The following is a 21,880-nucleotide window of genomic DNA, read 5'->3' as shown; positions in this document are numbered from 1 at the left end:
GCCGTTGAGCCAGTTGAGGATCCTCCGCGACATGGGCGGTGTGGAGCGGCGTCGCTTTCGACTGCCTCATGTGGTCCTCCGTTCAAAATCTCTGTGGTTAAATTACATCGGTGTAACCACCTAAAGTCAAGACGCTTTACACACTTCGAGACGCCCATCGGCGTGTTGTCCGCGTTTTGGGCCCCTTAGTGTGAGATATTGCGGTTTTCCTGTGCGAGCGGGCGAGCACGCGCCCCCACTTTCGTGCGACGATGGTGGCATGACACCTCGCCCTTCTGAGCTTGCCCTGCTTGCCGAACGCTCCGCACGCGCCGTGGCACCGGACCTCCTCGAGGCCTTCAAGAACCCCGGCCCAGTCGAGTACAAGCGCAATTTCCACGACCCCGTCACGGTTCACGACCGCCGTGCCGAGGCCGCCATCCGCGCGATCCTCTTCGAGGCCCTGCCGTCCTCGCTGCTGCTTGGCGAGGAGGAGGGCCACGTCATCGACTCCTCCGGCTCGCGCACGGTTCCTGGGCCGAACGACGTCGTGTGGCTGGTCGACCCCATCGACGGCACGTCGAACTTCACCTCTGGCCTGCTGTTTTGGTGCGTCTCGATCGCGGCCGTGGTGGGCGGGGAGGTGGTGGCGGGCGTCATCTACCAGCCCAGCCTCGACGTGCTCTACCTGGCCGACGACACGGGCGCCTACCGAAACGGCGAGCCGATGCGCGTGAGCGACCAGCCCCCGCACCGCAGCCTGTTCGCCGCGGATTTCCCCTCCGAGCGCATCGAGGATCAGGACGGCGCGGCGCGTGGCTACCAGCTCCTGCTCGAGGGGTCGAAGTCGATGCGGCGCCTGGGTTCGACCGCCCTGCACCTGGCCGGCGTAGCCGAGGGCACGCTCGGGGCGTGCCTGGGAATGGGCACCCAGCCGTGGGACATCGGCGCGGGCATCGCCCTGGTCAAGGCCGCCGGCGGGCAGATCCTCGGCGTGCGTGACGACCGCTCCACGAACACCTCCGTCTACGACAGCCCCACCTACGCCGCGGCCGGCCACCCTGACTCCCTCCAGCTCTGCCTCGACGCCATCGGCTGCGTGGCGCCCCAAGACCTGCAAACCCACTACTTCGGAGGTGACGCGTGAGCCTGTACGCCTCCCTCGCCACCCGCGGCACCTCCCCCGCGCTGACCTGGTACGACTCCGACGGCCGCCTCGAACTCTCCGGCAAGGTGCTCGCCAACCACGTGGCCAAAATCGCCAACTACCTGCGCGACGAGTTCGGCCTCCAACCCGGCGAGCACGTAGCCCTTGACCTGCCCCTGCACTGGAAGACCCTCGCCTGGGCACTCGGCGCGCTCGTGGCCGGGTTGGAGGTTCACGACGCCGTGGCGCAGGTTCCGGCCGCAGGCGCGACTGGCAATCATGCCGGCGCGGCTGGAGAGGCCGGCCCGGCAGGTCCGGCTAGCGACCTGGCCAGCGACCTGGTGGTAACGAACCACCCCGAGCGCTGGGCAGAGAGCGCCGCCGAAGTGGTGGCCCTCAACCTCGACTCCTTCGCCTTCGCCTGGAATGGCGATCTGCCCGCCGGTGTGGCGGACGGTTTGGCCGACGTCATGGGCCAACCCGATGCCCTCGTGCTCGCCGAAGAAACCGACAACGCCGAGCGGGCGCGCGGGGGCAAGGTGATCGAGCGCGCCAGCGTGCTCGTGAAGCCCACCGTCGCCGAGGCGACCCGGGCGCTCCTGGCGGCGAGTGCGGGAGGTGCGGCGATCGTCGTCGTTGGCGAAGGCGACCCCGCAAGGATCGTGGCGGCAGAGCGCGCGCAGATCCTTCCCTAACCCGTTACTTAGCTACGGCCCCGGACTGGACGCGGCGGCGGAAATAGAGCGAGAGCAGGGAACCAGAAACGTTGTGCCACACGGAGAAGATGACGCCGGGCAGGGCGGATTCGGGGGTGGCGGCGAAGTGGGTCTTACCCAGGGTGGCGGCGAGGCCGGAGTTTTGCATCCCCACCTCGATGCAGACCGTGCGTGCCACGCGAGGGCTGCACCCGGTGGCGCGAGCGGCCCAGTAGCCTATGAGCAGGCCGGCCAGGTTGTGCAAGATGACGGCCACGAGCACCACGCCCACGGCGCTCGCGATGGCGTCGGCAGAGCCGGGGATGAGAGCGGCGACCACGGCCGAGATGCCGAGCGTGGAGATCCACGGCAGCACGGGCAGCACGCGGTCCACGGCCTTCGGGATAAGCAGGCGTAGTACCACGCCGCCCACCACCGGGATCACCACGGTCTTGAGGATGGAGAGCGCCATGGCACCGCCGTCGATGTCAGTGAACGTGCCCGCCAGCCACTGCACGAGCAGCGGGGTAAAGATTGGGGCGAGCAGCGTGGAGACGGTGGTGAGCGTGACCGACAGCGCCACATCGGCCTTGGCCAGGTACGCCACCACGTTCGACGCCGTGCCGCCCGGCGCACACCCGAGCAGGATGAAACCGATCGCCAGACCCTGCGGCAGGCCGAGGATTTTCACCAACGCGATCGCCACGAGCGGCATGATGACGTACTGGGCCGCCACCCCGATGAGCACGGCGAGGGGGCGCTCGGCCACGCGCTTGAAGTCGGCGAGCGTGAGGGTGAGGCCCATGGTGAACATGATGAAGCCCAGACCGGGCGAGATGTAGGGCGTGAGGTGGGAGGCGGTGGCCGGGAAAAGGTAGGCCCACACTGCCCCCGCCACGATGATGGCCGGGAAAACGCTGACCGCGATGAGTGCGGAACGATCCTCAGAGCGCTTCGACATGTGTTCTCTTTCCATTTACCGGCAATTATCACCCATTAGACATCCAATGTAGGCCACAATAGACCCATGCGTGGAATCATCTTGGCCGGCGGATCCGGCACTCGTCTTCATCCGATCACCCTGGGCACGTCCAAGCAGCTCGTGCCCGTGTACGACAAGCCGATGATCTACTATCCCATGAGCACCCTCATGTTGGCCGGCATTTCGGACATCCTCATCATCACCACCCCCGAGGACGCCCCCCAATTCCATCGCCTGCTCGGGGACGGATCGCAGTTCGGCGTCAACCTGTCCTTCACCGTGCAGGAGGTGCCCAACGGGCTGGCCCAGGCGTTCGTGCTGGGCGCGGACTTCATCGGGAACGAGGCGGCCAGCCTCATCCTCGGCGACAACATTTTCTACGGCCCGGGCATGGGCACGCGCCTGCGCCGCAATGTGGATCCCGACGGCGGGGCCGTGTTCGCCTATCACGTGACGGATCCGGAGCGCTACGGCGTGGTCGAGTTCGATGAGGACTTCCGAGCCCTGTCGATTGAGGAGAAGCCGGCCAAGCCGAAGTCAAACTACGCCGTGCCGGGCCTGTACTTCTACGACAATGACGTGGTGGAGATCGCCAAAAACCTGCAGCCCTCAGCACGCGGGGAGTACGAGATCACGGACATCAACAAGGTCTACCTCGAGGCAGGCAAGCTCTCGGTGGAGGTGTTGCCGCGCGGCACGGCCTGGCTGGACACCGGCACGTTCGACTCGCTCGCCGACGCCACCGCCTACGTCCGCACCGTCGAGGCCCGCCAGGGGCTCAAGGTGGGTTCACCGGAGGAGGTCGCCTGGCGGATGGGTTTCATCGACGACGACGGTCTGCGCCGCCGCGCCGAGCCCCTCGTGAAGTCGGGCTACGGGCAATACCTGCTGGACCTCATCGAGCAGCGCTAGGAACCTCGTGAGGTCGCGCCTGGCAAACGCGACACTAACCGGCAAGATGCGGCACTAAATTACCGTTATTTTGTGCCGCATCTTGCGAAGTAGTGCAGCATTTGTGGGCGGGCTAAGCCACTGTGGGCGGGCTAGGCACCTGCAGGCTCGCCCGCCGGTTCGGTAGCCGTGTGCTCTGCCGTGCGGCGGTAGAACATGGACAGGAACGCGCCGGAGAGGTTGTGCCACACCGAGAAGATGACGGCGGCGAAGATGACCGCTCCTGCCGTGGCGAAGGCCTGCGACGAGCCGGGCACCACGCCGATCACCACGGCGCAGATGCCGAAGGTGGAGACCCAGGGCAGCACGGGCAGGATCTTGTCGATCACGCGCGGGAGGATGAGGCGCAGGAGCAGGCCGCCGAGCACGGGAACCACCACGGTCTTGACGATGGAGATCGCCATCGCCCCGCCGTCGATGTCCATGATCGTGCCTGCCATCCACTGCACGAGCAACGGGGTCATGATGGGGGCCAGTAGCGTGGAGACGGCCGTCATGGTGACGGACAGGGCGACGTCGGCCTTGGCCAGGTAGGAGATGACGTTCGACGACGTGCCACCCGGCGCCGAGCCCACGAGGATGATGCCCACGGCCACCGCCTCGGGCAGGTTGAGGATCTTGACGAGCGCGAGCGCGATGAGCGGCATGATGACGTACTGGGCCAGGACCCCGAGGAGCACCGGGAGGGGCCGGGCGGCGTCGGGCTTAGTCGATGTCGGCGAGCACGGCCGGCGCCGCGAGCGCCCAGCGCTCCTTCCAATCCCCGATGGGGGCCACGCCGATGGCGCCGAGTGAGTCGTGGGCGAGTACGGAATACGACGGCCGAGGCGCGGGCCGGTTGAAGGCCGCGGCGGTGGTTTCCCCCACGATCGCCGGGTCCTTGCCGTAGGCGGCCACGATTTCCTTGGTGAAGCCGTGCCAGTTGGTCTGGCCAGAGGAGGTGCCGTGGTAGATGCCGGAGGGCGCGCCGGCTTGGACGAGGCGGACGAGGAGGTCGGCGAGATCGCGGGTCCAGGTGGGTTGGCCGATCTCATCGGTGACCACGGACAGCTGCGGGTGGGTGTCGGACAGGCGCGCCATGGTCTTGGGGAAGCAGGCGCCGTGGGCACCGTAGAGCCAGGCGGTGCGGACGAGGAGGTAGTCGCCGGTTTCGGCGCGGACGGCCCATTCGCCGGCGGCCTTGGTGCGCCCGTAGGCGGACTTGGGTGCGATCGGGGCGTACTCGCCGTAGGGGGCCTCGGCGTCGCCGGCAAAGACGTAGTCGGTGGAGATCTGGATGATGCGGGCGCCGAGTTCACGAGCGCGCCGGGCGAGCAGCTGGGGGCCGACCGCGTTGACGGCGAAGGCCTGGGCCTCGTGCTCTTCGGCCGGGTCCACGGCGGTGAAGGCGGCGCAGTTGACGATCACGTCGGTGGCGCCGAGTTCGGCCACCGAGGCCGGGTCGGTGATGTCGATCTGTGGCTGGTCGAGGGCTGTGACCTCGTAGCCGCGATCGCGGAGGATTTCGGTGAGGTCGGTGCCGAGCATGCCGGCGGCGCCAATGACTGTCCAGTGCATAGTTCTCCTTGGTTTTTCACCCAGTCTATCGCGGCCTGTGACGCGGGCGTCTTATCCTTGCGACGGGTGTGAATATTGTTTAGATTGTGACTCGTGTGACTTTCAAGCACAGAAGGATTCTCATGAAAACCACGCTCTCGCTCGCCCTCAGCGCTCTCCTCGTTGCCCCTCTCGCGGCCACGCTTCCCGCGGCCCCCGCGGATGGGGAGCCGTCCGGCTACGTCGTCGACCTCCTTGCCGCCCCGGCGCTCGAGGAGCCCACGACGCCGGAGCCGGACTCGGCCCCGGACCTTACGGATGAGACCACGGCTCCCGCGACCAGCGAGGAGGCCGCGCCTGATGACGGGGCGGGCGAGGACGCCGTCGGGAAGCCGGCCGAGGCCCCGAAGACGGACGCACCCGAGCTCGACGCGCCCGAGCAGGACGACGCGACGGCGGCGCCAGCTGCCCTGGCCCCCGGCGAGCTCGAATTTGACCTGGTGACGGAGCCGATGGAGACGAACGACTTCCTCGTGGCCGGTGTGACGTGGGAGGGCGCGTCACCCGAGGCGGTGGAGATCCGGACCCTGACCAACGGCGAGTGGGGCGAGTGGTACGCGCTCGACATCGAGGATGAGGGCGAGGGAACGCCGAGCACCGAACCTTACATGGCGGCCGGCTCGAGCGGTATCCAGGTGCGTGTGGCGGGGGCGAACCGGACCACGTCGCTCAGCCTTTCGCTCAATACCGGCGAGGGCACGGGCGGCACGGAGGAGCCGGCCGACGTCAGCGAGCCGGAGGTCACCCCCGAGCCCGAGACGGACCTCGAGCCGGCCACGAACGTCGACTCCCATACCGGGGCCGCGTTCATGCCGGCGCTCCTGCGCACGGACTCCACGTTCACCAATGCCGCCGCCACCGCGTTCGGCAACCCGGCGCGGGCGCCGCAGAAGGTGGACATCGCCGCGCCGAAGGTGATATCGCGTGAGGAGTGGGGTGCGAAGAAGACGTCGTGGCCGCCGGAGACGGTTAAGCTGAGCGGCGCGATCATCCACCACACGGCCGGAAATAACGTGTACACCGAGGCCCAGGGGCCCGCGATCGTCAAGGCGATTTGGAACTACCACGCATTCGGCCGCGAGTGGGGCGACATCGGCTACAACTTCCTCATTGACAAGTACGGCAACATTTACGAGGGCCGCACGGGCTCGCTCGCCTCGGCCGCGGGCCAGATGGTGATCGGCGCCCATGCCGCGCCCGCCAACACAGGCTCGGTGGGCATCTCGGTCATGGGCAACTACACCTCGATTGACCCCACGCAGGTCTCCCTCGATTCGGTGGCCACCGTGCTCGCCTGGCAGTTCGGCCGCGCCGGTTTAGACCCGTTCGGCACCTTCATCTACACCGACCACTCGGGCGTCAAGCGCTCCATCAACGCGATCAGCGGTCACCTTGATGTCGCTGCCACCGCCTGCCTAGCCCGCATTTATCCCAAGCTCGGCCAGATCCGCGCCGCGGTTGCCAAGCTCATCTCCGACAAGCAGGCCGCCCCAGGCACTCCGAATACTCCGAGCTACGTGGACGTGCCGGCGACGGCGGCATACAGCTACTCTGCCCAGTCTGGGCACGGCTGGCCCGCCACTGACGTGTGGGGGCTGGGAGACGCCAACGACGACGCTCTGGCCGATCTCCTCTTGCGCACGGCCGACGGTCGGCTCCTTTTCTACGCCGGGCGCGGCGAGGACCAGTTCATGCCCGGCCACCAGATTGGGCACGGCTGGCAGAACATGGCGAGCCTGGTGACCGGCATCGACTTCGACGGGGATGGGATCAACGACATCCTCGGCATCCACGCCGACAAGAGGCTGTACTTCTACCCCGGCAACGGCACGGGCGGCGTCAACCCCGGCCGCCAGATCGGCCACGGCTGGGCCTTCACCCACGTGTTCGGGGTCGCGCAGGGCCCGGGTGGCAAGCCGGCGCTGGTGGGGCTTAAGGTGGGTGGCGACCTTTACATTTACGCCACAAACGGCGCGGGCTCGTTCACCAAGACCTCCCACCCGGCGGGCAACTACGCTCACCTCAAGGGCGCCACGTTCGTGGGCGACTGGAGCGGCTCGGGCTACTCGGACGCGATCGCCATCGGCGCGGACAACAACCTCTACTACTACGCTGACATCACCGAGGGCGGCTACGGCAAGCGCGCCCGCATAGGTAGCCGGTGGAACGCGATGGCCCAGCTCGAGCTCGGCTACTCCGAAGGCAACCTGCACCGCTTCTACGCGATCACGAAGGGTGGGTTGCTCTACACCTACGGCTACGAGAGTAATCCCCGCTAGCGTCGGTAGATGAGGTACTCCCCCACCTGGTCCACAAGCTCGAAGCCGGCGTTTTCGGCATAGGGTTCGAACGAGTCGCCCGGGATGACGATCACCTGCACCGGGTAGGTGTCGAGCACGGCTTGGAGGTTGGCGTAGGCCTCGTCGCCCGGAGAGCTGATGAAGTAGTCATAGGCGCTTTGATCAACAAGGTCCCAGTGGTAGTAGTCCGAGTGCCACGTGGTACCGAAGCGTGTGAGTACCGAGAGCGAGTGGACATGCGGGGCGTAGACGCGAAGGATCGAGGCCACATAGTGGCGCCGATGCTTGAGCTCCACCCATTCGGGCGCAAGGACGTCGAGCGGCTCACCGGCCGCCATGTCCTCTAGGCGCTCGGAAAGCTGGGCCGTCTCTTTGGGGATGAGGTGCGGGTTGGCGGCCATAAAGCGGTAGGTCCCGATCGGATTGCCATACACGGGAACAGTGGAGGCCACGGCACCAAGCCCGAGCACCGCTGCGACCCCCAGTTGAAGGACGGCCTGCCGACGCACGCGCGCGAGCGCCAAAACGAGAGCCACAAAGCCGGCGATAAGGAGCGTGTAGTAGGCCGTGGTCTGGGCGCGCAGCGCCACGAAGTCGCTCATCGCCACGACCTCGAACACGTCGTTGACCTCGGGCACCGCCATCATCACGAACACGACGACCAGAACGATCCCGACGCGCAACCACTCCCGGGTACGGAAAAGCACTACGCCGGCGATCACCGCCGCCGCGGCCAGCCACACGAGCGGATTCGTGAGGTTCGCGATGAAAACCTCACTGACGTAGCCGTTGGTCGCAGGCGCCCCGGCCAGGGTCACGCCCGCGCCCGCGAAAAAGCCGATGAGCACCACCCCGCCGAAGGCCGCACGGCGGGTGCTAGTGAAGGCGTATGCCACGAGGTATCCCACGCCCGCCACGAGGATGACGGGCAGTGCAGCGGCCGCCTTACTGACGAGCGCCACGCAGATGACCGCCACCTGTGCGATCTGCCTCCAGCCGATCCGGCGCGCGGATAGGAACGGCGTGATGATCCACAGGATGCCCATCACCCGTACGATCGACCCGCCGAACCACATGGCCGAGTTGAACTGCCACAGGTCCTGAGCGGCGAGGATGTGCCAGTCCTCGATCGTGCGGTATTCAAAGGCAAAGAGGAGAAGGATCGAGGCGGCGTACTGGTAGAGGCCCTCGCGCGGCGGCTTTCCGAGCGAGCGGCCGAGCTCACGGGCGAACCACGCGATCGAGGCCGCGGCCAACAGGTAGTGGAACGTATTGAGCGTGGCGCGCATGAAAACCACCGGGTCGATGCCGGTGAGGTAGGCGTACACGCCCATCTCGGTCTGCACCGAGGACAGGTGGTAGGGGTTGAATCCCGGGGCGAGGTTGACGAAGCCCGTCCCGTAGATCATGTTGAACGGGTCCTCGGCCTGCGCGATCCCCGCAACTTTAAGCAGGTAGTAACCGTCGTCGGTGTTGTTGTTATTGAGGATGAGGTCGGTCTGCAGCAGGTAGATCGCGAACAGCGCCGCCGCCAGCACGAACAGGAAGTAGTTCTCGGCCAGCCACCGCCTTAGCGGCAGCGCCGTGGCCACCAGCCCGTGGCGCACCCACGCCACCGCCGTGTACGACGCCGTCGCCACACCTACCGCCGACACCGCCACGAGCGCCGGGGTGAAGGACAGCTCGAGGATCTGGATGGGGATCACCGCGAACGCGATGAGGAAGCTGTGCGCGATGTATCCGACCACAAGGTTTTCGGCGAAGGTCGAGGCGTCCTTACGCAAGGCAGAGCCGAAGCCATAAAAGAGAAAGACGAAGAGGGCGAAGATTCCCGCTCCCATCAGGTGGTCAATCATCGTCGCCCCCGCATCACGTTCGCAGCCTTCGCCGCCGTGCCGACCACCCCGTTCACCCGCAGGGAGTGGACGGTCTTGAGCCCGGTCATCCGCACGGTGTCGATGAGCTGGTGACGGACTTTTGGAAGCTCGTAGCGCTCGAGTACGGCCGCGGCGGCCGCGGGCGGCTCGTCGTCGTAGACGGGCGGGAAGAGGAAGGCGGCCTTGTGGCCGCGGCGGACCACGTGGCGCCAGGCGTCAACGAGGATCGCCTCGTAGGCTCGGCCCTGCAGGTCCGGCGAGAGGCTGAGCAACGCCGCCCGCTTGGCCTTGCGACCCATCCGCCGCCGCGCGGTCTCGTCCAGTAGGGCCTCGATCGCGGCAACCCACTCGTCCTCGCCAGACGCGAGGAGCCCGGTGGCGCCGTCGTCGATCGCCTCCCGGAAGGGCTGGGAGGGCGAGGCGACCGTAGGGGTCTCTACGAGCGCGGCCTCCAGCCACTTGATGGCGGACTTGGCCTCGTTGAAGATCGAGCCGGCGGTGAGCGGGGCGAGGTTGATGTCGACGTCGCGCAGGTAGCCCGGCAGCTCGTACCAGGGAACGAACGGCAGACGCACGATCCGGTCCGCGTACGGCTCGAGCGCCGCGCTTGGCTCGACCAGCCCGCCGAGCCACAGCTCCACATCATGCGCGCCCAGCACGCGCGCCACGGCCCCCTCGACGGAGGCCCAGTCGGCGTCGTGAGTCTTCGTGCCGGAGAAGAAGCCGATGCGCAGGCGGCCGGGGGTGCGCTCGCGACGGCATGCTTCTTCCGAGACGACGCCGAGCAGGTGGCCAATGCCGTTGGAGAATCGATGGGCGGGCACGCTGAGCAGGCGCTCCCCCTCGGCCGAGACGGTGTGGGTGGAGCCGACGAAGTAGTCGCAGTGGTCGAGCGTGGTGCGGTAACGGTGGATGCCGCGGATCCACAGTTCGCGCTCCGCGTCATCCAGGCTGGCAAGGTTGTCGAGGCCGGCCACGATGCCGGGATCGAAGATGAGGTCGTCCACATCTCCCAGGATGGGGATCGGCCGCTCTGCGGCTCGAATGTGCTCGATCAGCTCGAGGATCTGCGAGGTGGCGGGCACCCGGTAGAGGACCACCGCGTCGGCGGCAAGCGCGCCCGCTTCGAGCGCCGGGTCGCGGTAGTGCATCACCCGGGCGCGGATGCCACGTAGGGCGAGGGCCTCGGCGGGTAGGTGGGCCCGGTAGCGGGCCATCGCGCCCTGGATACCGATCACGAATACCACGTCACGGATTGCGGCCGCCACGCCGGCGCGCAGGATGGCATCGTCCGGCTCGGCCAGGAGATCGGGCGTGGGGCGGGCGAGGAGGCGGGCGTAGTAGCCCTCCACCTCGTCGATCTGCTCGTCAACCGTGCGGATCGGGGATGCCGAACCGCGGCCCGCGAGCGCGCTGGCCACAGCCGGGTCGGCCAGCTCCTCGAGCGCGGCGCGCAGGTCGGCAGCCGATCCGGAGGCGACCAGGCGGCCGTTCTCCTCGTCCGCGATCGCCTCCTCGGGGCCGAAGGAGTCGGTGGCGATCACGGCCATGCCGGCCTTCAGCGCCTCGCGCGTGACGATCGAGTGCGACTCGCGCATGACCGAGGGCAGGATGAGCACGTCGTGTTCGGCGAAGACACGCGGCAGGTCCTCGCGCCCGTAGGCGGGCCGGCTGGTCGCCCACTCAGGGAAGCCGTCGGCGGGCGTGTTGTAGAGGTCGAGCACGGTGCCCTCCGGCACGCGGGCCCCCGCGCAGGCCTCCCTCAACACCTCGTCCCCCTTCATGGCGGCGCCCCCGCCGGTGTACATGAACCGCACGGGCCGCGCGAACGGCTCCCGGGCCTCTCCCGCGACGGCTTCCACCCCGTTCTCGTTGACGCCCGTACGTTCGATCGGCACTCCGTTGGCTATCATGAGGTCGCGCGCCGAGCGCGAGGGGAAGAGGACGAGGTCGGCGAAGCGTAGCTGCTGGGCGAGCCAGGCGTTACGCTCCTCTAGGTGCGTGCGGCCGGCCGCGCACTGGCAATCCCCCGCCGACACCACCGGGATACACGGCTCCCCCGAACGGTCCACGAGGAACTGCCGCGCGCACGTCCACCAAAAATCGTGCATGGTCACCACCACGGCGCACCCGTGATCGTGGGCGATCTTCAGCGCGCCCGCACCGATCGTTTGGATCGAGTGGAAGTGGACCACGTCCGGGCGCTGGCGCTCGAGGAACTCCTCGAAGGGAGCGTACATCGCCCGGTTGTCCACGTTCTTCGCGTCGAACCAGGCCAGCGCGTTGGAGTTACCCACCCACCGCACGGCCACCTCGCCCTGCCGTTCGTCGATCACCTCGCCTGGCTCGGCTCCCAGGCGCCCAGCGAAGACGCTCAGCTCATGCCCGCGCCTCGTCAGCTCAGTGGCGAAGCGATGCGGGACAAGAGCGCCGCCCGAGACGAAGTCGGGCGGGTAGTGGGCGGTGACCTGTAGGATCTTCATGCTCCGATGCTAACAGCCCGCGCGGACCGTAGGATGGTGCCCATGAGTGATGACAACGATTCCCTGCTGCGCCAGGCCCTGGCCGAGGAGGCAGACGAGGTGCGCGCGGCCAGCTCCGCGCTCATCGACGCCGAGCTTGAGGCCAAGCTCGCCCGCGCCTACGCCGACATCCGCGAGCGCGACGCCACGATCGCGGCCCTCACGCAGCGCGTGGCCGAGCTGGAGATGAAGAAGCTGCACATCCCGAAGTCCGCGGTCGAGGTGGTCAAGCCGATCGTGGATAAGCTACCCGAGCCGATGGCGAAAGTACCCTACGCCGCCTACCACGGCCTGAAGAAGCTGGCGCGCCGATGAAGGTGCTCGCGCTCCACGCCGGGCCAGCCAGCACCGATATCCCCGCCTGGGCTGCCTCGCTGCCGGCCGGGTGGGAGCTGGTGCGCGCGGAGGCGGGCGAGCACGGCGCCCCGCGCCCCAAGGACGTGACCTTCCCCGAGGATGAGCTGGTCTGGCTCCTGCCCGCCGGCGTCTCCCCCGCCACGGGCGCCATCGAGGCGCTCAGCGTGTGGCTGGCTCGCTCCCCCGGGCGCCCGGCGAGCGCGTTCTACGGCGACACTCTAGCCGCCGGTCACCCGCTCACCCGCCCGCGCGCCGAGAGGTACGCGCTGTGGGCGGCGGCCTCCGCTGGCGACTCGATCGTGGTCCGCGCCGGCCTCCTTCGCGCCACGCTCGCCGCCCTGGTGGATCCCGCCGAGTGGTGGTACCAGCTGCGACTCGCCGCCATCGACGACGGTCTGGAGCACATCCCCGTCTTCCTCGACTCCTGGGACGCCCCCGCCACCAGCGCCACCGACGCCGTCTTTGCGCCCGGCGTGGGGCCCGCGCCTTTCAGCTGGGCCGCCCGCGCCGCCGTGCTCGAGGCCCTGGCCTACGTGCGCGCCTCCGAACGTGCCACCCCCGCCGGCGCCCGCCTCGCCCTGGGTGGGCCCACCGACCAGGCTTCCGTCTCGGTCATCATCCCCTCGATCGGCACCCCGATCACCACGCCCGAGGGAATCGAGCCCGCGCTCCTGCGCTGCCTGCGCTCGCTAAGCGAGACAACTGAGGTCAAAGAGATCATCGTGGTGGCCGGCCCGCGCATGCCCGAGACGGTGCTCGATCAGGCCGCCGACTTCGGCGTGCAGGTGGTACGCGTGGCGGGCCAGTTCAACTTCTCCGCTTCCATCAACGCCGGCGCCGCCGCTGCGAGCGGCACCCACCTCCTGCTCCTCAACGACGACGTGGAGGCGACCTCCCCCGGCTGGCTCGACTCCCTGCTCGGCCTGGCCACCCTTGGCGATGTGGGGGCCGTGGGCGCCCGCCTCATGTTCCCGGGCGGTACAATCCAGCACGCCGGGATCGTGGTCAGCCCGCGCAACCTCGAGCCCAACCACCTCTATATGGGCCTGCGCCCGGAAGACATCGCCGACCCCGTGGCCAGCGGCCTCGCCCACTTCCTCGCCGTCACGGGCGCCTGCCTGCTCGTCTCGCGGGAGAATTTTCACGCCGTGGGAGGGCTTACCGAGGAGCTGCCGCTCAACTACAACGACGTCGACTTCTGCCTCAAGCTCCACGCCTGCGGCCTGACCAACCTCCAGGACAACGCGGTCTCGCTCATCCACCGCGAATCCACCACGCGCACGCACGTGCTGACAGACAGGGAGGCTGGCTGGATGGCCCAGTGGGAGCCGTGGATCGGGCAGGACCCCTACGTCAACGTCTGGGGCTAACCGCGCTGGACCGCATACTTAGTTGCGCGTGAGGTATCGCCGCACCTGCGCGGCCGTGGCACGCAGGCCGCGCTCGCGCACCGAGCGCACCGCCTTGCGCGCCAACACCCGGTACCCGCGCCCAGGGCCCGGGCCCTGCTCCCCCTGCCCGCGCCGGCCGAGCGGCCGGTCGGCAGCCTCCCACGGGTCGCGGCAGTAGGCCGCGAGTGCCGCCAGGGTCCTCTCCCATGTGAAGTCCGCCGCCACCTCCGCGACGTTTCGGGCGCAGGCCGCGCGTTCGGCGTCGTCGGTGAGGAACTCCCGGAAGGCCCGGGCCATCGCGTCCGCGTCCTGCGTGGGCACCGCGCGCCCGAGCCCGCGCTCGGCCACGAGCTCGGCGAAGAAGTCGCCCTCGCTGGTCACGATAGGCAGCCCGGCCCACAGGTAGTCGAGCATGCGAGTGCGGAAGGAGAAGTCGGTTTCCAGGCCCGGAAGGTGGGCGGAGACGGCCAGGTCGGCGTCGAGAAGGTAGTTGTGCCGGTCGGCGTACTCCACCCACTCCTCGTTGAAGAAGACGTGAGTGTCGGTCAGGCCCAACCGGTCGGCGAGCTCGCGGGCGTTGCGCAGCATTTGCATCTCGGGCACATCGGGGTTGGGATGCTTGGCGCCCATGAACAACAGGCGGACGTTCGGCACGTCGGCGCGCACGGCGTCCACCGCGCGGATCACGGTTAGCGGGTCGAACCAGTTGTAGACCCCGCCGCCCCACACGATCACCCGGTCATCCGCGCCGATCCCGTCGATCACCCCGCGTACCGCCGCCCGTGTCCGCACCGGCGGTGTGGAGGAGATTCCGAAGGAAGCGACGTCGATGAGGTGGCGCAGCTGCGGATCATCATCGTAGGTAAGGGGGTTGATGCGGCCCAGCGCGGCGAGGTGGCCCAGCCACAAGTCGCGTTGCTTGTTCGAGGCGCACAGGAAGAAGTCCCCGCCGCGCGCCTGTGCGTTCAGCTCGCCGAGCGCGTGGTCGATGGCGCGCTGGCGCTCATCCATCGGGTGGAAGCGCTCCACCTGAAGGGACTCGATGTGGAACGGATCGTACAGGTCCACCACCAGCTTGAAGGCGGAGGTAGCCAGCCACGGGAAGGTGCGCACCAGGTATCCCTGGATGATGACCACGTCCGGTTGCCCAAGCTCACCGCGGAAGTCCTCCACGCGCGTGCGGCGCAGCCGAAAGCCCTCCCCCTCGCGCTCGACAGCACCGAAGGTGAAGACCTCCACCTCATGCTCGGAGCTCAGCAAACCCGCCATTTCCCACACGCGGATGGCGGGGCCGGCCATCTTCTGGCCGAAGGTGTCAAGGGTGACGATCGCGATCCGCATCATGCCTCCAAGTGTGGCTTGCCGGGGCGTCCCCAGTGGTCCTGCTCGTCGCGGCCGGGCATCGACCAGCGCCCATCCAAAATCACATACCCACCCGACTCGAAGGGCACGCCGTTGCGCACCGCGATCCCGTTCGCCTCGCGTACGTAGTCGTAGACATGCTCGGTAGTCGTGTTCACCACCGAACCGTCGATCGTGTACAGGCCCGGCTGGAGCACCAGGTTCGGCACTCGCAGGTCGATCGTGCCCGGACCCTCGATGAAGTCGATGCCAAAGTGCTGGTCGCGGGTGTTGTTGCCCCACAGGTAGGTGCCGTCGTTGGAGGACAGGGAAAAGCCGAAGACGGGCCGCTCGATGCGCTCGTGGGCGGTGTAGTGCAGGCGGAAGATGAGCTCTTCGCCCGTGCGCACCGAACCCATCACCGGGCTGCCGTCCCCGCGCAGCACCTCCACCTGGTCCACGCGCGCCTCGCCGCTTCCCCAACGCACGCGCCCCGCATCGTCAATGCCGGTGAAGAAGCGGGTGGAGTCGGCGTAGTCGTCCAGCACGTCCTCGGCCGGGCCCACCTTTTGCAGCACGCCCTCCTTGAGCCACGCGGCGTGATCCGCCATTTGCTTCAGCTGCGGAACGGAGTGGGAGACGACGACGACCGTGCGGCCCTCATTCTTCAAGTCCACGAACTTCTTGGTGCATTTCTCCTGGAAGGCCGCATCCCCGACGGCGAGGATCTCGTCCACTAGCAGGATGTCCGGCTCGGTGTGGATTGCCACGGAGAAGCCCAGGCGCACGTACATACCAGAGGAGTAGTTTTTGACCGGCTGGTCAATGAAGGCCTCCACGCCGGAGAAGGCGATGATCTCATCCAGGCGGGCGTCGATGTCGGCGCGGGACATGCCCAGGATAGAGCCGTTGAGGTAGATGTTGTCGCGGCCCGACAGCTCGGGGTGGAAGCCGGAACCGACCTCGAGCATGGCCGCGATCTTGCCGTTGCGGGTGATGGTGCCCGAGTTGGGCACGAGGATCTTCGCGATGCACTTGAGCAAGGTGGACTTGCCCGAACCGTTGTCGCCCACCAGCGCGAACGTGGAACCCTGCGGCACGTCAAGCGAGACACCCTTGAGTGCCTGGAAGTCCTGGTGGACGGAGCGACGCCCGCGCATGATGGCGGACTTGAGCGTGTTGTTGCGCTCGGAGTAAATCTTGAAGGACTTCGTGACGTCCCGGACCTCGACAGCGTTCACAGCACCTCCGCAAGGTAATCCTGGCGCTTGGTAAACGCGTGCCAACCCCAGACGAACACCACCGCGCTGGCCAGCGCCATGATGCCGAACACCGGCCAGTCGGGCCAGCGCCCGTCGTAGAGCAGGTTGCGGAAGATCGCAGCGAAGTGCACGAACGGGTTAAGGTTGTAGATATCGATGATCGAGATCGGGCCGATGATCGGGCCCACCGAATCCGAAACGTCGCGCACGTACGTGACCGGGTAGACGATCGGGCTGGCGTAGAAGCCGAGCTGGAAGAGGATCCCCATGAAGTGTTGCACGTCGCGGAAGTACACGTTCGCTATCGCCGCGAAGAAGCCAAGGCCGGTGGCGAAGAAAGCCAACATGAGCGTGGTCACTGCCACGATCGGGATGTAGATGAGGATGTTCGAGCCGAGGATGAGGATCGCGATCGCCAAGATCGCCAGCTCGAGGGCATGCTGGTAGAGGGCCGCGGAGGTGTTGGACACCACCAGCACCCAGCGGGGGAAGTAGACCTTCTTGATGAGGTTTTCGTTCCCCGTCACGGCGTCCATCGCGCCGTTAACCACGTTGGAGAAGAACGTCCAGGGAAGCAGCCCGCACAGGAGCCAGATGACGAACAGGTCCAGCCCCGAGGGCGACCCTGGCGGCACGTTGACTCGGATGACGATTGCGAAGACGAAGCTGTAGACGATCATCAGGGCGATCGGGTTGGCGAGCGACCACAGTTGCCCCAGGGCCGTGCGCTTGTACTTGCCCTTGATCTCGCGCAGCGTGAGATTGCGAAGCAGCTCCTTTGAGCTTCGCACTTCCTCAAGAATCGTCACGTGGTTATGTTCCTTGGATCTCTATAGGGAAGCCCGAGGGGCGCGCGTGGCGCCCCTCGGGCTTATGCGGTCTAGTTCGCGTCGCCGATCACCAGGCGCGGGGTTCCCACCCACAGGGCCGGGTCGGTCACGCGGCGGCCATCGAAGAGCACCTTGATGCCCGGGAAGTCGGCAGGAGTCACGCTCTTGTACTGGGCGTGGTCGGCCTGCACGACGACGGCGGCCACCTCCTCGCCCAGGTGGTAGGCGTCCCAGCCGAACGTGGCAAGCTCCTCGTCGGTGAACATCGGGTCGTGGACCGTGACCTCGGCGCCGCGCTCGCGCAGCGCGTCGACGGTGGCGAAGATGCCGGAGAACGCCGTCTCCTTCACGCCACCTCGGTAGGAGGCGCCGAGTACGGCCACCTTCTGGCCCTTGAGGTCGCCGAGCAGGGACTCGACTCGGCCCACCACGTATTCGGGCATGCCAGCGTTGTACTGGCGAGCCGTGCGCACGATCGACGCGTCCGGGTCCGTGGACAGGTACAGGCGCGGGTAGACCGGGATGCAGTGCCCGCCCACCGCGATGCCCGGGCGGTGGATGTGAGAGTAGGGCTGGGAGTTACAGGCGTCGATCACCCGCTGGACGTCGATGCCCACCGAGTCGGCGTAGACGGCGAACTGGTTAGCCAGGCCGATGTTGACGTCGCGGTAGGTGGTCTCGGCCAGCTTGGCCATCTCGGCGGCCTCGGCCGAGCCCATGTCCCACACGCCGTTCTCGCGCGGCAGGTCCGGGCGGTCGTCGAAGGTGAGCACGGACTCGTAGAACTCGATCGCCGCCTTGGTGCCGGCCTCGCTCAGGCCACCCACCAGCTTCGGGTAGCGGCGCAGGTCTTCGAACACGCGGCCGGTGAGCACGCGCTCCGGGGAGAAGACGAGGTGGAAATCCTTGCCCTCGGTCAGGCCCGAGATCTCTTCGATCATGGGCTTCCAGCGGCCACGCGTGGTACCGACCGGCAGGGTGGTCTCGTACGAAATAAGGGTGTTCGGGGTGAGGTGCTCAGCCAGGGATTTCGTGGCCGCGTCCATCCAGCCGAAGTCCGGCTCCCACGTGGCATCGTTGACGAAGAGTGGCACCACAAGCACGATTGCCTCAGCATCCGGGATCGCCTCGGCGTAGTTGGTGGTTGCGCGGAGCTTGCCGGCCGGAACCAGCTCGGAGAGCTTCTCCTGCAGGTGGGCCTCGCCCGGGAACGGCTCGGTGGCCTCGTTGATGAGGCGCACGGTCTCCTCGTTCACGTCCACACCAATGACCTCGTGGCCCATGTCGGCGAACTGGACGGCGAGCGGCAGGCCGATCTTGCCCATCGCGATAACAGCAATACGCATAATTCACTCCTTATTTGGCTGATATAAGACTACTGCACCTGGCCAGGTGGCGCCGCTATCTGCGCATCGCTGGCAAGTGAGATGCGCTAATTGGCCAGCGCGAACGCCGGCGCTCAGCGCAGGACCCTGGCGACCTCGGACGTGCGATCCAGCCACCGCTCGGTATTGCGCACCTCGCGGGCGCGGGCCTGCAGAGCGGCAAGCTGGTCGGGGTGGGCGAGCCAGGAGCGTAGCAGCGCCTCTAGCGCATCGGCGTCGTAGTCAAGAGCCACGCCCACACCCAGACGTTCGCACTCGCGGCCCGCGTGCGTGTGCTTCGTGGTGATAACGGGCTTGCCGAAGGACAGCGCCTCATAGAACTTCATCGGCGCAGCGAACTCCCGGTATTCGCTCGGCTCAACGAACAGTAGCGCCGCCGAGGTCTCATCGTAGAAGGCTGGCATCTCTTTGTTGGAGGCATGAACGATCCGGATGTTGTCGCCCATGTATTGCCAGTAGTCTGCCTTGACCGAGTCCCATCCGGCCTTCGGGAAGCACGCCGTCAGCCGCACCTCGGGCACCCGTTTGACCGCCTTGAACAGCTCCTCCATCCGGTAATGCGGGCCGATTCCCCCCACGTAGAACAGAGACAGCTGGTCGGGATGGGCGGAGTCGACCGGCGTCGTCCCGGGGGGAAGCGGCGTACACCGCCCGGAAAACGCAGGCAACAGCGTCCCCATCTTCGCGGTCGGGACAAACAGGTGGGCGCCCGTCTTGTCCATGAGCGCCAGGTCGAAACGGTACAGGATCCGCATGATGAACTTTCGTAGCGGCGCCACCGTGGTGAGCTGGTCGGGGAACATCCAGTACACGTCACGGTAGAACTGGCCGAAGGGGATACCGTGGCGCTTGAAGTAGGCGAAGATGCGCGGCTCGATCAGGGGATCGACTCCCTTCTTGACCGACGTGGCCAGGCAGTTGGGGGACGTGGAGGACTCGGAGTATGCGAAGGCCACCTTCTGGCCCGCCCTCACCCGTTTCTTCAGCTCGGAAAAAGCGCGCCGGCGCTCGTTGGGGTTGCCGACAATCTCATGGACGTCGTAGTTCTCGCGGAACGCCTGAAGCATGCGGGCGGGCCGGACGCGCGAAGCGCTTGAGGCGTTCCAGTCCATCGGGTAGGGAGCGTGGTAGACCATCAGTTCTTTCATCACACGATTCCTCACGTCATTTCCGCGGGCATGTGCCGCCACATTGCCCGATCAACACTAGCATTAAAGCCGTCGCCTTCCGGGGGATTCGGCGCTAATCGGTGGTCGCCGGATGCGCAGCCGCCAGGCGATGAGGATTCGCCCACCAGTTCGTGGGCTGGATCGGCCCACACCCGGTAATCTTCCACAGGGTTCCCCCGCCTGTGCTGGCGATTTCTTCCAGTCCGTTTGTGGCGCCGTAGAGTCCTGGCCAGGTCTGCGCCCGGTCCTTCTTCTGGAAGAGGAGCGGGGCATCGGAGTAGTAGTACCCGATTCCGTAGGTGTGCAGGATCTCGCACACCTTCGGGTCGAGGCTGGCAAAGTTCTGGCGCAGGTAGTCGGCGTCGGGATCTTTCGCGCGGTAGTTGACCTGCGGGAAGACGACGCCGATCCGCGAGTACGCCGGTCCGTAACCGATGCCGGTAGTTGGGTCGCCCAGGATGACCGAGTCCGGGGGCACGAGCTTGTCGAGCGAGGACAGTAGCTCGATCTCGGCGCGCGAGTCGATGATCTTATCGTGACCGATCGGCGGACGGGCATCGGCATAGAGGCTAGCCCTCAGACCGCCACCAATCAGGAAGGAGGCGAGCACGACGACGCCAAACCTCCAGCCTCGCACCCACTGCTCGAGTGCGAGGGCAATGAGCGGGGCCGTGAAGATCGTCTGGATGGCCATGGCCCGCTTCGGGTCGTGGTACCAGATGCCGGCGATGTCCGAGAACACATTACCGTCCACGTAGGCGCCGAACACGATGAGCCACTGCGCCAGCCACGCCACCAAGAGCCAGCGCCCCTCGCTCACCCGCCACGCCGATCGCGCCACGAACACCACGGCCGCTACCGCAATAACGACGCCGATCACGCCGGCCACGACCAGCGCCACGGGCACGTCCGCGAGCTGCTCACGCAAGGTATTAAGGCGTTCGGCTGTGTTCCAGGAGCGCGGGTGCGGGCGGGCGAGGAAGAGTTGCACGCGCGGGTGGAGGCTGAGCAGTCCGCCCACCAGGAGAACGGCGGCGCTGAGCACCGCGAGCACCGCCCAGATCCGCGAGCGCTCCCGCATCCCGCGTACTGTACCCACCACGATGAGCGCGCCCGCGATGGGGACGAGCGGCCACAGGGCGGCGAACACGGCGCCCGGGTGGGCGAGCCCCATCCCGACGCCGGCAACGACAATCAGCGTGACCGGGGCAACGGCGTCGCGGGCCCGCATCGGCAGGGAACGCACGGCAAGGATCCCCACGGCGTAGATGGCGGGGATGACGGCCACGGCGATGGCGTTGGGCCAAAAGCCGCGCGCGACTGTCATGAAGTTCGGGAAGTAGGGCAGGATCGCCCCGACGATCGGTGCGGCCACCCCAGCGCGCGGGCGGCCGGGGAGTGCGGCGCGCACGAAGGCATCCATGCCCACAAGCCAGACGATCGGAATCACGACGTAGGCGAAGGCATGCGAGGCAAGCAGGATGTGGGAGTTGCCGAAGAGGGCGAGGAGCGCGTGCCAGACCACGGGGTAGGTGGCGGGCGCGGCACTCACGCCGTAGTTCCAGCCCATCGCGGACAGGGCGGAGGCGTCGCCCGTGTGGACGATCGCGTTCACCCCGTTGTAGTGGAACATGGGGTCGGCCTGTGAGCTGGGGACGTTCGGGTCGATGAGCGCCAGGATGGGGGCGATGAGGAAAAGGGCAGCGAGGACGAGGGCCAGGCGGCGCGGGCGATCCACGGCCCGGTCCCTCAGGGACTCCCACGCGGCGTTGACGGGCGCCATGCCGCGCCGGCCGAGCGCGCAGACACCGGCGAGGAACGCGGCGGCGCCCAGGAAGACGGGCCACCCCCAGCGGATGCCGGCAGCATGCGCCGCGATTCCTCCGAGCCCCACGGCAGCGAAGCTGAGCGCGGGGGCAAGGACGAGCGCGACGGCGCGCGAGGCGCCCCCGGCGCGTGCGGTAACGAAGCCGGGAAGATAGCAGGCGGCGGCGATGCCGGCGGCGTACGCCATCAGGCCCAGATAGTCGATGATCATGCCCACGCGGTTCCTCCTTCGGGTCAAGACTAGCGGAGCCCCGCGCTATGCTTAACCC

17 protein-coding genes are annotated in these 21,880 nt (G+C 67.3%); 6 read left to right on the top strand and 11 right to left on the bottom strand.

Annotated features, from left to right (window positions below; translation table 11 throughout):
* Positions 1–259: 259 nt before the first annotated feature.
* Positions 260–1,126 carry an inositol monophosphatase family protein gene (locus HMPREF3167_RS07725; protein WP_070446341.1) on the top strand — a complete coding sequence of 289 codons (867 nt, stop codon included), beginning with the start codon at positions 260–262 and terminating at the stop codon, positions 1,124–1,126.
* The gene (locus tag HMPREF3167_RS07720; RefSeq protein WP_070446339.1) at positions 1,123–1,821 is read left to right on the top strand and encodes a TIGR03089 family protein; all 699 of its coding nucleotides are present in this window, start codon (positions 1,123–1,125) and stop codon (positions 1,819–1,821) included. Before HMPREF3167_RS07725 ends, HMPREF3167_RS07720 begins: the two co-directional genes overlap by 4 nt.
* A gap of 4 nt (positions 1,822–1,825) precedes the next feature.
* Here the strand turns inward: HMPREF3167_RS07720 and HMPREF3167_RS07715 are convergent, their stop codons facing one another.
* Entirely contained in the window at positions 1,826–2,782 is a 957-nt protein-coding gene (locus HMPREF3167_RS07715; protein ID WP_244899247.1) for a bile acid:sodium symporter family protein, read from the bottom strand.
* A 66-nt stretch (positions 2,783–2,848) separates the two neighbouring features.
* Between HMPREF3167_RS07715 and rfbA the strand changes: the two genes are divergently transcribed.
* Positions 2,849–3,715, top strand: a complete 867-nt coding sequence (gene rfbA, locus HMPREF3167_RS07710) for a glucose-1-phosphate thymidylyltransferase RfbA (RefSeq protein WP_062613624.1) — start codon at positions 2,849–2,851, stop codon at positions 3,713–3,715.
* A gap of 131 nt (positions 3,716–3,846) precedes the next feature.
* Here the strand turns inward: rfbA and HMPREF3167_RS07705 are convergent, their stop codons facing one another.
* Both HMPREF3167_RS07705 and rfbD read right to left on the bottom strand, forming a co-directional pair.
* Complete coding sequence (locus tag HMPREF3167_RS07705) at positions 3,847–4,434, bottom strand: bile acid:sodium symporter family protein (protein ID WP_062613625.1); 588 nt, start codon at positions 4,432–4,434, stop codon at positions 3,847–3,849.
* A gap of 25 nt (positions 4,435–4,459) precedes the next feature.
* Entirely contained in the window at positions 4,460–5,311 is an 852-nt protein-coding gene (gene rfbD, locus HMPREF3167_RS07700) for a dTDP-4-dehydrorhamnose reductase (protein ID WP_062613626.1), read from the bottom strand.
* Positions 5,312–5,433: 122 nt separating this feature from the next.
* Between rfbD and HMPREF3167_RS07695 the strand changes: the two genes are divergently transcribed.
* The gene (locus HMPREF3167_RS07695; RefSeq protein WP_070446337.1) at positions 5,434–7,629 is read left to right on the top strand and encodes an N-acetylmuramoyl-L-alanine amidase; all 2,196 of its coding nucleotides are present in this window, start codon (positions 5,434–5,436) and stop codon (positions 7,627–7,629) included.
* On the opposite strand, the gene HMPREF3167_RS07690 is transcribed toward HMPREF3167_RS07695, so the two are convergent.
* Both HMPREF3167_RS07690 and HMPREF3167_RS07685 read right to left on the bottom strand, forming a co-directional pair.
* Entirely contained in the window at positions 7,626–9,506 is a 1,881-nt protein-coding gene (locus tag HMPREF3167_RS07690; protein WP_070446335.1) for a hypothetical protein, read from the bottom strand. The genes HMPREF3167_RS07695 and HMPREF3167_RS07690 overlap by 4 nt on opposite strands.
* The gene (locus HMPREF3167_RS07685; RefSeq protein WP_070446333.1) at positions 9,503–12,010 is read right to left on the bottom strand and encodes a glycosyltransferase; all 2,508 of its coding nucleotides are present in this window, start codon (positions 12,008–12,010) and stop codon (positions 9,503–9,505) included. The genes HMPREF3167_RS07690 and HMPREF3167_RS07685 overlap by 4 nt, the downstream gene beginning before the upstream one ends.
* A 42-nt stretch (positions 12,011–12,052) precedes the next feature.
* Between HMPREF3167_RS07685 and HMPREF3167_RS07680 the strand changes: the two genes are divergently transcribed.
* Positions 12,053–12,364 carry a hypothetical protein gene (locus tag HMPREF3167_RS07680; RefSeq protein ID WP_062613630.1) on the top strand — a complete coding sequence of 104 codons (312 nt, stop codon included), beginning with the start codon at positions 12,053–12,055 and terminating at the stop codon, positions 12,362–12,364.
* Entirely contained in the window at positions 12,361–13,776 is a 1,416-nt protein-coding gene (locus HMPREF3167_RS07675; protein WP_062613631.1) for a glycosyltransferase family 2 protein, read from the top strand. The genes HMPREF3167_RS07680 and HMPREF3167_RS07675 overlap by 4 nt, the downstream gene beginning before the upstream one ends.
* Positions 13,777–13,794: 18 nt before the next feature.
* On the opposite strand, the gene HMPREF3167_RS07670 is transcribed toward HMPREF3167_RS07675, so the two are convergent.
* From HMPREF3167_RS07670 to HMPREF3167_RS07645, 6 genes are all read right to left on the bottom strand, one after another.
* Positions 13,795–15,141: a glycosyltransferase family 4 protein gene (locus HMPREF3167_RS07670; RefSeq protein ID WP_070446331.1), complete on the bottom strand. Its 1,347-nt coding sequence runs from the start codon at positions 15,139–15,141 to the stop codon at positions 13,795–13,797.
* Positions 15,138–16,379 (bottom strand): ABC transporter ATP-binding protein, encoded by a 1,242-nt coding sequence (locus HMPREF3167_RS07665; protein ID WP_062613633.1) that lies wholly within the window; start codon positions 16,377–16,379, stop codon positions 15,138–15,140. Before HMPREF3167_RS07665 ends, HMPREF3167_RS07670 begins: the two co-directional genes overlap by 4 nt.
* Positions 16,376–17,209, bottom strand: a complete 834-nt coding sequence (locus tag HMPREF3167_RS07660; RefSeq protein ID WP_068538812.1) for an ABC transporter permease — start codon at positions 17,207–17,209, stop codon at positions 16,376–16,378. The genes HMPREF3167_RS07665 and HMPREF3167_RS07660 overlap by 4 nt, the downstream gene beginning before the upstream one ends.
* Positions 17,210–17,280: 71 nt before the next feature.
* Positions 17,281–18,576, bottom strand: a complete 1,296-nt coding sequence (locus tag HMPREF3167_RS07655; protein ID WP_062613634.1) for a nucleotide sugar dehydrogenase — start codon at positions 18,574–18,576, stop codon at positions 17,281–17,283.
* 113 nt (positions 18,577–18,689) lie between these two features.
* Positions 18,690–19,763 carry a glycosyltransferase gene (locus HMPREF3167_RS07650; RefSeq protein ID WP_083281130.1) on the bottom strand — a complete coding sequence of 358 codons (1,074 nt, stop codon included), beginning with the start codon at positions 19,761–19,763 and terminating at the stop codon, positions 18,690–18,692.
* A gap of 94 nt (positions 19,764–19,857) precedes the next feature.
* The gene (locus HMPREF3167_RS07645; RefSeq protein ID WP_148132427.1) at positions 19,858–21,822 is read right to left on the bottom strand and encodes a DUF6541 family protein; all 1,965 of its coding nucleotides are present in this window, start codon (positions 21,820–21,822) and stop codon (positions 19,858–19,860) included.
* Positions 21,823–21,880: the final 58 nt, after the last annotated feature.

This window comes from Trueperella sp. HMSC08B05 (genome assembly GCF_001808405.1).
In the GTDB taxonomy this organism is placed as follows: domain Bacteria; phylum Actinomycetota; class Actinomycetes; order Actinomycetales; family Actinomycetaceae; genus Trueperella; species Trueperella bernardiae.
Note: the sequence above shows the minus strand (reverse complement) of the source record. Positions and strands in the feature narration are given on the sequence as shown.